At 64.2% G+C, this 12115-nt stretch carries 12 protein-coding genes; 4 read left to right on the top strand and 8 right to left on the bottom strand.

Annotation, left to right across the window (positions count from 1 at the left end):
* Positions 1-71: 71 nt before the first annotated feature.
* Positions 72-839: a gamma-glutamyl-gamma-aminobutyrate hydrolase family protein gene (locus tag E4P09_RS21820; protein WP_239025308.1), complete on the top strand. Its 768-nt coding sequence runs from the start codon at positions 72-74 to the stop codon at positions 837-839.
* Between the two features lie 7 nt (positions 840-846).
* Here the strand turns inward: E4P09_RS21820 and E4P09_RS21815 are convergent, their stop codons facing one another.
* From E4P09_RS21815 to E4P09_RS21780, 8 genes are all read right to left on the bottom strand, one after another.
* Complete coding sequence (locus E4P09_RS21815) at positions 847-1536, bottom strand: DUF1007 family protein (RefSeq protein WP_137391758.1); 690 nt, start codon at positions 1534-1536, stop codon at positions 847-849.
* A 99-nt stretch (positions 1537-1635) separates the two neighbouring features.
* Complete coding sequence (locus tag E4P09_RS21810; protein WP_137391757.1) at positions 1636-2820, bottom strand: glycosyltransferase family protein; 1185 nt, start codon at positions 2818-2820, stop codon at positions 1636-1638.
* Between the two features lie 54 nt (positions 2821-2874).
* Positions 2875-4053, bottom strand: a complete 1179-nt coding sequence (locus tag E4P09_RS21805; RefSeq protein WP_137391756.1) for a DUF992 domain-containing protein — start codon at positions 4051-4053, stop codon at positions 2875-2877.
* Positions 4054-4184: 131 nt separating this feature from the next.
* On the bottom strand, positions 4185-5387 hold the full coding sequence (locus E4P09_RS21800; protein WP_137391755.1) for a pyridoxal phosphate-dependent aminotransferase: 1203 nt from the start codon (positions 5385-5387) through the stop codon (positions 4185-4187).
* A gap of 113 nt (positions 5388-5500) precedes the next feature.
* A complete protein-coding gene (gene choV, locus E4P09_RS21795) occupies positions 5501-6562 on the bottom strand; it encodes a choline ABC transporter ATP-binding protein (protein ID WP_137391754.1) in 1062 nt (353 codons plus the stop codon).
* Positions 6559-7425: a choline ABC transporter permease subunit gene (gene choW, locus E4P09_RS21790; RefSeq protein WP_137391753.1), complete on the bottom strand. Its 867-nt coding sequence runs from the start codon at positions 7423-7425 to the stop codon at positions 6559-6561. The genes choV and choW overlap by 4 nt, the downstream gene beginning before the upstream one ends.
* A 41-nt stretch (positions 7426-7466) precedes the next feature.
* Entirely contained in the window at positions 7467-7871 is a 405-nt protein-coding gene (locus E4P09_RS21785) for a GFA family protein (protein ID WP_137391752.1), read from the bottom strand.
* The gene (locus E4P09_RS21780) at positions 7868-8824 is read right to left on the bottom strand and encodes a choline ABC transporter substrate-binding protein (RefSeq protein ID WP_137391751.1); all 957 of its coding nucleotides are present in this window, start codon (positions 8822-8824) and stop codon (positions 7868-7870) included. Before E4P09_RS21780 ends, E4P09_RS21785 begins: the two co-directional genes overlap by 4 nt.
* 161 nt (positions 8825-8985) lie before the next feature.
* On the opposite strand from E4P09_RS21780, the gene betI reads away from it, so the two are divergent.
* The 3 genes from betI to E4P09_RS21765 all read left to right on the top strand — a co-directional run bounded on the left by betI (position 8986) and on the right by E4P09_RS21765 (position 12113).
* The gene (betI, locus tag E4P09_RS21775) at positions 8986-9573 is read left to right on the top strand and encodes a transcriptional regulator BetI (protein ID WP_137391750.1); all 588 of its coding nucleotides are present in this window, start codon (positions 8986-8988) and stop codon (positions 9571-9573) included.
* A 5-nt stretch (positions 9574-9578) separates the two neighbouring features.
* A complete protein-coding gene (gene betA / locus E4P09_RS21770; RefSeq protein WP_137391749.1) occupies positions 9579-11237 on the top strand; it encodes a choline dehydrogenase in 1659 nt (552 codons plus the stop codon).
* Positions 11238-11330: 93 nt separating this feature from the next.
* Positions 11331-12113, top strand: coding sequence for an N-formylglutamate amidohydrolase (locus E4P09_RS21765; protein ID WP_239025307.1), 783 nt, complete (start codon positions 11331-11333; stop codon positions 12111-12113).
* Positions 12114-12115: the final 2 nt, after the last annotated feature.

Here is a 12115-nt window from a genome sequence, read left to right as displayed (position 1 = left end):
CGCTGTCGTCAAGTGACGAGCAGGGCGCGGCGTGCTAATCCATGGTGCGGGACGTGCATCGGAGCAGGGCGGTGAAACCTCTGATTGGCTTGCCGGCGGACACGGCAGATAACAAGGACGTGCCGTTTCATTCGATCGGCGACAAATATGTGCGGGCCGTGGCGGAGGCCGCAGGGGGCATTCCCCTGGTCATCCCGGCGCTTGCCTCAGTGATCGATCTCGATTCCCTTCTCGACCGACTGGACGGGCTCGTCCTTACCGGCGCGCTGTCGAACGTCCATCCCAGCCGCTATGGCGCCTCCGCCCATTCCGATTATGAGCCTTACGACCAGGCGCGGGACGATACCACCATCCCCCTCATCGGCAAGGCCGTCGCTCGCGGCATGCCGCTTCTCTGCATCTGCCGCGGCTATCAGGAGCTCAACGTCGTCCTCGGCGGTACCCTGGCCACGGAGATCCAGCGCATCAAGGGAAGGCTGGATCATCGCGCACCGAAGGTGGACGACTTGGACCAGCGCTATGGCCCACGGCATGTGGTGAACCTGGAACGAGGCGGCTTGCTGCACGAGATTCTCGGCGCCGAGCGCATCATGGTCAATTCGCTCCATCGCCAGGCCATAGACCGGCTCGCCCCGCGTTTGAAGGTGGAAGCCACGGCCGAGGATGGCACCATCGAGGCGGTTTCCATCAGGGATGGCAAGGGCTTCGTGCTGGGCGTGCAGTGGCACCCCGAATATAAGGCCATCGACAATCCCGTTTCGGTGAGGATCTTCCGCGCTTTCGGAGACGCGGCCCGGCGCTATTCGGCAGCCCGGCAGACCGGATTTGCCGCCGCCTGAAGAGCAATCAGTGCTGTGTGCTGTCGGCCGCCTTCTTGGCCGTTGCCGTGCAGTCGACGGAGATGGGCTGCGCAAACATGGCGCCCATGCCCTTGTTTGCCTCCTGATCCCAGAAATCCTCTGAATACTGGTAGTTCTCCGCCTCGGCCGCACTCTTGGATATCTTGATGTGGCAGGGCGAAGCCAAGGTGCCGAGCACCTGGATGGGATCCTGCTTGGGTAGCTCGATGGCGATGTAGAATGACGGATCGTAGATGGAGTAGGTGAAGTTCGTATTGGTGGGATCCACAGGCGTTGCCAAGGGCACGCGGAAATAGAGGGTCAGCACGCCATTGGCGAAGAGATTGCCGTATTCGGTCACCTCTCCATATGGCACCTTCTGGCCATTGGCCTGTGCATACACGAAATAGTCGTATTCCTTCAGGGCTTCGATATTCTCCTTGGCCAGCGACTGGGTCTCTTCGGCCTCGTAAATGCCGTCGCCGTTCGCATCGAGCCCCTCGACGGCGGCCAGGCTGTACATCTCGTCGAAGCGCCATTCCACGTTGATCGCGGTGATCCGTCCTTCATCGTCCAGCACGAGATCGGACCGGCTCTCGATCCAGACATGGGGATGGGCGTCAGCCGTCCGCCCGGCCCCGGCGACAAATCCGAGGGCGACGACGGCAAGGCTCAGGCTTCGGATCCACGCCTTCATCTCGATAAGTGCTCCGAATTAGGATTATGCTGCCATTCTAGCGCCAAAACGGGCAAAAGCACGACACAGGAACACGCATCTGACGCTTGCCGCTGGTTGTCAAAGCAAGGTGCAGGCCATTTCCACCACGGAGGCAACCGGATCCTTCTCGAGCACGGGGGCAAGGGCCATGGCATGCGCATGTGCCCGCGCCTGCACCGCGGGGTCCAAGTACAGCCGCGCCACCGTTTTCACGAACGTGTCTGCATCGAGCCGGTCGATGTGGATCGCCCGGGCCACCCCGGCCCGTTGCAACGCCCGGCCGGTCAGATATTTTTCGTTGTCCGTATAGAGGATCAGCTGCGGCAGTCCAGCGGCGAGCGCCAGACTGGCAAAGCCGAGCCCACCATAACCCACCACCATTCTGGTGGCGCTCAGCCTCGCGCCGAGATCGACCACCTGCCGCTCCACCTGCCAGGGCGTTCCCCGAAGCTTGTCCAACCCCGTCTCGCCCATATTGTGCGCGAGCAGCCGGCCTGGCAGGTCGAGCCGCGCCAGACCTTCGACAAAGTCCGGCTTGCTCATGAAGCGGGGCAGGGCAGCGCACAGCACCTCATCGCCCAGCTGCGAAAGCGGCTGCGGCACATGGCTGAGAATGGGGGCAAGCGGCGGCGTCTGCCGCCAGTCGCGGTAGGGATCGAGCAGGCTGAAGGTGCGCACGGCGCTCGCCTGGCCCGCCATGATCGCTGGCAGGCGGTAAAGCCGCGGGCGGCCTTCCGCCGCGAGCACCCGATCCAGGCTGTCGAGCAATCGGTCTTCGTCGTAATAGGGCGTGGCGTCCGTCCGCCAGAGCCGCGGAAACCGCTCGAGATGCTCTGGCGGGTGGGTATAGCCGTTGCCGAACACCAGCAACGGGTAGCGACCACGCGCAGCCAGGTTGAGCCCCGGTGCGAAATCGCTGATCACCACGTCCGGCCTCTCTGCCTCGAGCAGGCGCGACCACTCGCGTATCATGCGCGCGGTCGCCTCCGCCTCGCCGATCCCGAACAGACCGAGGATCTGGCCGAAGGTAAAGGCGGAATAGCCGGGGGGAAGGGGCGGGCGCCGAGCGCCCGGGGTCCAGTGGGGTGCCTGCCGGATCTCTCGGCATTCTATGCCGATATCGAGCGCCGATCGGCTGTTCTGCACCCCATAGACCACCGCGTGGCCCCGGCGCTTCAGGGCCTCGCCGATCAGCTTCAGCGGGACCACATGGCCGAGGCCGGAGCCCATCTCCCAGCCAAGCAGAATTTTTCGCTGCACCATGCCGCCCTTATAGAACGGTTCGGCATGGTGCGGCGATGTCTTTGGCGGCGCGGTTTACTTGCCCGCATAGTTCAGCGTCATTGCGGTGACGCCGCCGGCCACATCGAGCCCGGTCTGCTTGTTGCCGGTCGCCGACGGCGCCAGTCTCAGGCCATTGCGATTGCCATGGAACAGCGTCTTGCCGCCGACGCCGACCCCAGCAGTCGCCTGCGCGCTCGCACCGCTGAACGTGCCCGCCAGCGATCCCGGGGCGAGCTTATCCCCTTCGGGCGCGAGCACATCCCAGCTCATCTTCGACTTGCCGGTGACGCCCACATCGAGCCCGAGCGTGTCGAAATGGCCCGTGTAGTGCTCAGGCGCACGACCTGGCCCGGTAAAGCTGCAATCCAGCCTCTTAGTCGAGCCGATGATCAGGCCGACTCCTGTGGCCACGTCGCAGTTCAGCTGGCCGACCTTGGTTCCTTGCTTGTTGAGCAGCGATTCCGGCGTGTTGGTGGCAGGGGTGGTCCCGGCAACTTGATTGCCGGACGGATTGGTTCCTGCAGCTGGCCCGGTTGCAACCCCCGGCACTGCGCCCGCCGCCGGTGCGGTGCTGCCCGCGCCCGGTGTGCTGGACGAGGGTGCCGTGCTGGTCCCCGGCGAGGCGGACGCGGCCTTGGTTGGATCGGATCCCGCCTTGCCGCCGATATTCGGCTTGCCTTGCGAGTCAAACCGAACCATGCCGCCGGTGCCGGGCTTGGTCAGCGTCGTGTTATTGACCGTCGACCCGTTGCTGGCCGGCTTGCCGACCGTGGTGCCCGCATTTTTCGCGTTGGTTGAACCGGAGGAGGAAGCATTGCTGGATGGGGCGCCGATCTGCTTCCCAAGGAGACCCGCCGCCGCGTTGGCAATGGCATCGGCCGGCTTGCCTAAGAGATCCGAGCTAGCCTGCTTGGACGTGGATGGTACGGTCCCCTGAGGCGCGGCAGCGGATTTGTTCATCGTGGTGCCGTTGCTGCCGGCATAGCTGGAGCCTGCGGACGAGGGAGAAGAAGACATGCCGCCGGCATTTGCGGATGACCTCGAGGATGATGGCTCATGAGTCCCACCACTCGAACCAGACGACGAGTAGTCGGCAGCAGGCGTCGCCCGGTGCCCGTGATCTCCTGGAATGTAGAGATCGGCCGCAAAAGCCGAAGCCGCCATGACCGCGGATGCGGCAACGCCGACGGCGAGAGATTTCAACATGTTCATAAGGTGGCATCCCTTGAAACTTACAACAATAAGTTGCAGTATGCCTCAAAGATCCCGCCAGAAAGTAAATGGCAATCGGATCACGGGAGCAGGAGAGTGCCTATTCTCCAGCCCCCTGCTGACGCGATGAGTCAGCGCAAGCTGCCGCAGAAGCGCTGGATGCGCTGGCAAGCATCCTCTAGCGCCGAGGTGGCGGTTGCATAGGAGATGCGGAAGAAGGGCGACATGCCGAAGGCCGCCCCGTGGACCACCGCTACGCCTTCCTCTTCCAAAAGCTCGCTGGCGAAGTCTTCATCCGTTCTGATGAAGACGCCGCGCGAGGTGGTCTTGCCGATCGCCCCAGCGCAGGAAGGGTAGACATAGAACGCGCCTTCCGGCGTCGGGCATTGCAGACCCTTGCTCTGGTTGAGCATCGAGACCACCAGGTCCCTCCGCTGCTTGAACACCATGTTGTGCTCGGCGATGAACTCCTGCGGGCCGTTCAGCGCCTCCACCGCCGCCCATTGGCTGACGCTGGTCGGGTTCGAGGTGGACTGCGACTGGATCTTCGCCATTGCGCTGATCAGCTCCTTGGGGCCGCCCCCATAGCCGATGCGCCAGCCGGTCATGCAATAGGCCTTCGAAACGCCGTTCATGGTCAGCGTGCGCTCATAGAGCTCCGGCTCGACCTGCGCCGGGGTGACGAATTCGAAATCGTCATAGACGAGGTGCTCGTACATGTCGTCCGACAGGACCCACACATGCTTGTGCCGCTTGAGCACCTCCGTCAGTTGCTTCAGCTCGTCATAGGTGTAAGCGGCGCCGGTCGGATTCGAGGGCGAGTTGAAGATCAGCCATTTGGTCTTTGGCGTGATCGCCCGCTCCAGCACGTCCGGCTGCAGCTTGAACCCGTTCTCGAGACGAGTTTCGGCGAACACCGGCGTTCCGCCGGCCAGAAGCGCGATGTCGGGATAGCTCACCCAATAGGGCGTGGGCACGATCACCTCGTCGCCCGGGTTGAGCGTCGCCATCATGGCGTTATAGATGATCTGCTTGCCGCCCGAGCCGACGGTGATCTGGCCGGGCTCGTAAATCAGCCCGTTCTCGCGCTTGAACTTGGAAACGATGGCGGCCTTGAGCTCGGGGATGCCGTCCACGGCCGTGTATTTCGTCTCGCCGCGGCGAATGGCATCTATGGCCGCGTTCTTGATGTTCTCCGGCGTATCGAAATCCGGTTCGCCTGCGCCCAGGCTGATGATGTTCCGCCCCTGCGCCTTGAGGTCGCGCGCCTTCTGGGTGACGGCGATGGTCGGCGACGGCTTGATCCGCTTCAGGCTCTCGGCGATCAGCCCCATGGTTCCTGCTTCCCTCGATACGGTCGGTTCGACGGGGCGGACTCTTAGTCCTCTGCGCTGGCCGCGACAAGGTCCGGCATGCGCGATCATCTCAAAAACATCGCAGAGGCAGGTTAGGATGCGGTTGCCCGGCGCAGCAGGCCTTCATAGATCTCGCCATCTCCGACCAGGCCGATGATGCGGCCGCCCTCGGTCAGCGCCAGCGCGCCGCCGGCCGTGCGTCGCACATCGATGATCTCGCGCATCGAGCTTGCTGCGGGAATGGCCGGCAGGCTGGCTGCGCGCGCCGCCGCTTCGGGTGCTGCTTTCTCGATCGGGGTCATCAGGGCATAGCCGTCCAGCACGTTCAGCGGATTCATATGCGCGACAAACTGCGCCACATAGTCACTCGCGGGCTTCAGCACGATGTCGCGCGGCGTGCTGCACTGGACGATGCGCGCTTCCTCCATGATGGCGATGCGATTGCCGAGCTTCAGCGCCTCGTCCAGGTCGTGGCTCACGAACAGGATCGTCTTGCGCAGGGTTCTCTGGAACTCCAGCAGTTCGTCCTGCAAGTGCGTCCGGATCAGCGGGTCCAGCGCCGAGAACGGCTCGTCCATCAAGAGGATCGGCGCATTCGTGGCGAAAGCGCGGGCGAGGCCCACCCGCTGCTGCATGCCGCCGGACAGCTCATGGGCATATTTGTCGGCCCATTTCTCCAGATGGACCAGCTTCAGCTGCTGGCGCACCCGTTCATGCCGTTCCTTCTGCGGCACCCCCGCAAGCTCCAGGCCAAAGCCTACATTCTCGGCAACCGTCCGCCACGGCAAAAGGGCGAACTGCTGAAACACCATGGCGACGCAATGCATGCGCACTTGCCTCAGCTCCGGCCCGGAGCAGGTGGTGACGTCCACGGTCTCGCCGCCATCGCGCACCAGCACACGGCCGCGCACGGGCTTGTTGAGCCCGTTCACCGCCCTGATCAGGGTCGACTTGCCCGAGCCTGACAGTCCCATCAGCACGCAAATCTCGCCCTCTGCGACCTCCAGGCTCGCGTCGGCCACCCCGACGACAGTGCCGGTCTGTTCAAGGACCTCGGCGCGGCTTGCCCCTTGGTCCAAGAGCGCGAGCGCCCGCTCGGGCTGCTTGCCGAAAATAATGTCGACATTTTCGAAGGAGACGGCAGCGGCATTCATTTCGCCTGTCCCTCCGGCTGCCGCCCCTCCGCCCGGAATATGCGGTCGAGGATGATCGCCACCACCACGATGGCGAGACCCGCTTCGAGCCCCATGGGCACGTTGACCGAGTTGAGCGCCCGCACCACCGGCTTGCCCAGCCCGTCCGCGCCCACCAGGGCGGCGATCACCACCATGGATAGGGACAGCATGATGCATTGGGTGAGGCCGGCCATGATGGTGGGCCAGGCATGCGGGATCTCGACCTTCCACAGCAGCTGCCGCCGGGTGGCCCCGAAGGCCTCGCCCGCCTCGATCAGGCTGCGCGGCACGGAGGTGATGCCGAGATGGGTGAGGCGGATGGGGGCAGGGATGGCGAACACCACCGTGGCGATCAGCCCCGGCGCCAATCCCAGTCCGAACAGCACCAGGGCAGGGATGAGATAGACGAAAGTGGGCAGCGTCTGCATCAGGTCCAGCACCGGGCGCAGCGCCTGGTACAGCCAGGGCCGATGCGCCGCCGCAATCCCGAGCGGTATGCCGATGGCCAGCGACACCAGCGTTGCCCCCAGCACCAAAGCAAGGGTCTGCACCGTCTCCGGCCAATAGCCCTGGTTGATGATGAACAAAAGGCCGAGCGCGACGCCCACCGCCAGCTTCCAGCTGCGGTGGAGGCCGTAGGCGAGCAATGCGATCAGCGCCACCAGCACCAGAGGCGGTAGCCATAAAGCGCCGGCGATGGCCGCATCCAGCGTGTGCTCGATCGCCAGCGCCACCCCATCGAAAAACCAGTAGAGATAGGTCGTCAGAAAATCGAAAAACGCCTTGCCCCACTGGCCGATCGGGATCTTGTGCGCGGTGATCTCACTGGTCAGCCAGTCCATGGTAGGGCCTCTGTAGTGTAGGTCGCGGGATCCGGGCGGCCCTAGAGATCATAGGGCGGGGTCTTCGGGTACCGCTTGAGCGTGTCCGTCGTCTCGAACCAAGGGATGCGGGCGGAATGCCAGCCGTGCACCGTTGGCGGCACCGCCTCGGGATGATCCAGTGTGCCCAGCGTGATGCCGACCGAGCGGTCGCCCTCGTCGGTCATATAGAGGGGACTGCCGCAGCGGCCACAGAACCATCGTGCTGCCCCCGGGGAGGAGGCAAAACTCAGCGGGCTCCCTTTGGTGACCCGAAACCGGTCCGGCGAGACTTGCACCCAGGCGATGACCGGAGCACCGCCCGCCCGCCGGCACTGGCTGCAGTGGCAGTAGTCTGCCACGTCGCTCGCGTGCACTTCCGCCTCGTAGCGGACATCCCCGCAGAGGCAGCCGCCCGCGACCATCATGCGCCGAGCTTTCCTTTGACGGCTTCACGGCCGTCCTGGCCGTCGAACGTCTTCACGCCCTCGAGCCAGTCGTCCAGAACCTCAGGATGCTGCTTCAGCCAGGCACTGGCCGCATCATTGGCCGACTGGCCCTTGTCCAGGATCGCACCCATGATCTCGTTCTCCATGGGCAGGGTAAAGCTGAGATTCTTCAGGAACTGCCCCACATTGGGGCATTCCTCGAGATAACCTTTGCGCACGTTGGTGTGCACTGTCGCACCACCGAGATTGGGGCCGAACACCTCGTCGCCGCCCTCCAGATATTTGAGCTGGAAGTTGGTGTTCATCGGATGCGGCTCCCAGCCGAGGAACACGATGTCCTCGTTGCGCCGAGTGGCGCGCTGCACCTGGGAGAGCATGCCCTGCTCGGAGCTCTCAACCAGCTCGAAACCCTTCAGGCCGAACTGGTCCTTTTCGATCATGCCCAGGATCAGCCGGTTGCCGTCGTTGCCCGGTTCGATGCCGTAGATCTTGCCGCCGAGCTCGTCCTTGAACTTGGCGATATCGGCAAAGCTCTTGAGTCCCTTCTCATAGGTATAGCTCGGCACCGCCAGGGTATATTTCGCCCCTTCCAGATTGGTGCGCACGGTCTCCACCGATCCGTCTTCCCGGTAAGGCTTGATGTCGGCCTCCATGGTGGGCATCCAGTTGCCCAGGAACACGTCGATGTCCTTGTTCTTCAGGCTGGCATAGGTCACCGGCACCGAGAGCACCTGCACCTGGGGCTCGTAGCCGAGCGCCGAAAGCACCACGGACGCAAGCCCGGTGGTGGCGGTGATATCGGTCCAGCCCACGTCGGAAAAGCGCACCACCTTGCACGAGGCCGGCTCCTGGGCGCTTGCGGCCAGCGAGCCGGCGAGCACTCCTAATCCCATGGCGGCTGCCGCCACCATGCCTTTCACAGAATTGCGCATGACGCCCTCTCCCCTGCCGACTTGTTCCGGTTCTCGTGGCAACGGCCTGTTTCGGCGCCCCTGGGGCAACCAATCACAGGTAGCCGCCAGTATTTTTAATTGAATGACCAACCAATGACAATGTAGGAATCCCGCGAAGCAGCATTTGTTCGGCGGAGGCAATGCCCAAGCTCGGAATGGCGCCCATCAGGCGGCGGCAATTGATCGATGCGGCGATCATGTCGATCCACGACCATGGCCTTCAGGATGCGACGGTCTCGAAGATCGCGGCTCGCGCCGGCGTGTCCGCCGGCATCGTCCACCACTATTTCAAGGACAAGGACGACCTGCTGTTCGAGACCATGCGCCACCTGCTGGAGGATCTGCGCCAGGCGGCGGTCGCGCGCTTGGCCAAGGCGCGCACGCCAGTCGAGCGGGTGCATGCCATCATTGATGCCTGCCTGGCGGACGAGCAGTTCGCCCCCGAAGTCATGGCCGCCTGGCTTGCCCTCTACGGCCAGGCGAAACATTCACCCCGGCTGTTGCGCATCCTGAGGGTCTATGCTCGGCGCCTGCGCTCCGACCTCGCCAATGCCTTGAAGCCGATGGTCGGTGCTGAACGGGTGAAGACCGTGGCCGAGGGCACGGTCGCCATGATCGACGGGTTGTGGCTGCAATATGCACTGCACGGCGGACCCGATGATCCCAAGGTCCCGCGCACGCTCACGCGCGATTACGTGGACAGCCAGATCGCGCTGAACCGGGCGTGACCGGCATGGACCAGGAGTTCGACTACATCATCGTGGGTGCGGGCAGTTCGGGCTGCGTGCTGGCCAATCGCCTTTCCGAGGATGGCCGCCATTCCGTCCTGGTGCTGGAATATGGCGGGACAGACAGGGGGCCGCTGATCCAGATGCCCTCGGCCCTGTCCTATCCCATGAACATGCGCCTTTATGACTGGGGTTTCTCCTCCGAGCCCGAGCCCCATCTCGGCGGCCGCGTGCTGGCCACCCCGCGCGGCAAGGTGATCGGCGGCTCGTCCTCCATCAACGGCATGGTCTATGTGCGCGGCCATGCCCTCGACTACGATACCTGGGAGGAGATGGGCGCCTATGGCTGGGGCTTCCGCCATGTGCTGCCCTATTTCAAGCGCATGGAGAATGCGCATGGCGGGCAGGAGGGCTGGCGCGGCACCTCCGGCCCGCTGCACGTGACCCGCGGCCTCCGGTCCAATCCGCTCTACCATGCCTTTGTCGAGGCCGGGGCCCAAGCCGGCTATGAGATCACCGAAGATTACAACGGGGAGAAGCAGGAGGGCTTCGGACCCATGGAGATGACGGTGTGGCGGGGCAGGCGCTGGTCGGCGGCCCGGGCCTATCTCCGTCCGGCGCTCAAGCGCGGGAACGTGCGGCTGGTGGCGCGGGCGCTCGCCCGGCGCGTGCTGTTCGAGGGCCGCAAGGCCACCGGCGTGGAATATAGCCGGGGCGGACGCGTGCTCACCGCCGGGGCGCGGCGCGAGGTGGTGCTCGCCGCCTCGGCCATAAACTCGCCCAAGCTGCTCATGCTGTCGGGCATAGGCGATGGCGAACAGCTCAAGGACTTGAGCATTCCCCTCGTGCACCACCTGCCCGGCGTCGGCGAGAACCTGCAGGACCATCTGGAGATCTACTTCCAGATGGAATGCCTCAAGCCCATCACCCTCTACAGCAAGCTCAATCTCCCCTCGAAAGCATGGATCGGCCTGAACTGGCTCCTGTTCAAGCGGGGGCTCGGCGCCACCAACCATTTCGAGAGCGCAGCCTTCATCCGCTCCAAGGCGGGCGTCCGTTATCCCGATATCCAGTATCACTTCCTGCCCGTGGCCATCCGCTACGACGGCAAGTCGGCGGTGAAGGCCCATGGTTTCCAGGCCCATGTGGGGCCTATGCGCTCGAAATCCCGCGGGCATGTGCGTCTACGCGACGCAAGACCTGAAACCCCGCCCATCATCCGCTTCAACTACATGTCTCACCCGGAGGACTGGGAGGACTTCCGCACCTGCCTTAGGCTCACCCGAGAGATCTTCGCGCAGGAGGCGTTCAAGGGTTTCGCGGGTCGCGAGATCCAGCCCGGCGCGCAGCTCGTCACGGACGAGGAGCTGGACGGCTTCATTCGCGAACACGTGGAGAGCGCCTACCACCCCTGTGGCACCTGCCGTATGGGCGCGGCGGACGACCCAATGGCGGTGGTCGACCCGGAATGCCGGGTGATCGGCGTCGCCGGTCTGCGTGTGATCGACAGCTCGATCATCCCGCGCATCACCAATGGCAATCTCAATGCCCCCTCGCTGATGATCGGCGAGAAGGGCAGCGACCACGTGCTCGGCCGCAGTCCCCTGCCGCCGTCCAACCAGCAGCCCTGGATCAGCCCCCGCTGGCGCGAGAACCAGCGTTAGAACATTCCGCTGTGCCACTTCTGTAATAATATTGACGGCATCGGGTCGTTATGAAATGTTTCGTACAAATCGTCTAAAGCTGGAGTGGTGCTGGTGTCTCTGCTGATGGATGGAGAAGTTGAACCCGTCGAGGTGATCAACCCCTCGGGCGCTTCGCCGTTCTTCCTGGTCTGCGAGCACGCGGGCAACCGCATACCTCGCGCCCTCGGCACCCTCGGCCTCTCCGAGCAGGATTTGCGCACCCACATCGCCTGGGACATCGGCGCCGAGCCCATGGCCCGATTGATGGCCGACATCCTGGATGCCACCCTGGTGCTGCAGCGCTATTCCCGCCTGGTAGTCGACTGCAACCGCCCGCCGGCGAGCAGCGAGGCCATGCCGGAGGTGAGCGAACTCACGCCGATACCCGGAAACATGGCGCTCACGCCCGAAGGCCGACAGGCGCGTATCGATGCCGTGTTCACGCCGTTTCACGACCGCATCGCCGCGCTCCTTGACGAGCGGCAGATGGCCGGCCGTCAGTCCGTGCTGGTGACGCTCCATTCCTTCACGCCGATCTACAAGGGCTTCCAGCGGCCCTGGCACGTAGGTGCGCAATACAACCGCGCACCGGCCCTGTCCCACGCCCTCAATGCCCTGCTCGCCCGCGATCCCGCTCTGGAGATCGCAGACAACGTGCCCTATCCGGTCAATGACCTCACCCACTACACCATTCCGGTGCATGGCGAGCAGCGCGGCATTCCACACACCATGATCGAGGTGCGCAACGATCTCGTCACCAGCGAGACCGGACAGGCACGCTGGGCGGAGCGGCTGACGGGCGTGCTCACCGAGGCGCTCGCCCGGATCGGCGCTCTGGACCTTCGGGAACAGTGATT

Origin of the sequence: Rhodoligotrophos defluvii (assembly GCF_005281615.1) — a bacterium.
GTDB lineage: Bacteria > Pseudomonadota > Alphaproteobacteria > Rhizobiales > Im1 > Rhodoligotrophos > Rhodoligotrophos defluvii.
The sequence above is the reverse complement of the archived record's forward strand: the minus strand, read 5'-3'. Positions and strand labels throughout refer to the sequence as shown.

Bases quoted from the DNA above. Each gene is read 5' to 3' on its own strand.
- E4P09_RS21815 (WP_137391758.1), bottom strand. From the start codon at position 1,536: ATGAAGGCGTGGATCCGAAGCCTGAGCCTTGCCGTCGTCGCCCTCGGA.
- E4P09_RS21810 (WP_137391757.1), bottom strand. From the start codon at position 2,820: ATGGTGCAGCGAAAAATTCTGCTTGGCTGGGAGATGGGCTCCGGCCTC.
- E4P09_RS21805 (WP_137391756.1), bottom strand. From the start codon at position 4,053: ATGAACATGTTGAAATCTCTCGCCGTCGGCGTTGCCGCATCCGCGGTC.
- E4P09_RS21800 (WP_137391755.1), bottom strand. From the start codon at position 5,387: ATGGGGCTGATCGCCGAGAGCCTGAAGCGGATCAAGCCGTCGCCGACC.
- choV (WP_137391754.1), bottom strand. From the start codon at position 6,562: ATGAATGCCGCTGCCGTCTCCTTCGAAAATGTCGACATTATTTTCGGC.
- choW (WP_137391753.1), bottom strand. From the start codon at position 7,425: ATGGACTGGCTGACCAGTGAGATCACCGCGCACAAGATCCCGATCGGC.
- E4P09_RS21785 (WP_137391752.1), bottom strand. From the start codon at position 7,871: ATGATGGTCGCGGGCGGCTGCCTCTGCGGGGATGTCCGCTACGAGGCG.
- E4P09_RS21780 (WP_137391751.1), bottom strand. From the start codon at position 8,824: ATGCGCAATTCTGTGAAAGGCATGGTGGCGGCAGCCGCCATGGGATTA.
- betI (WP_137391750.1), top strand. From the start codon at position 8,986: ATGCCCAAGCTCGGAATGGCGCCCATCAGGCGGCGGCAATTGATCGAT.
- betA (WP_137391749.1), top strand. From the start codon at position 9,579: ATGGACCAGGAGTTCGACTACATCATCGTGGGTGCGGGCAGTTCGGGC.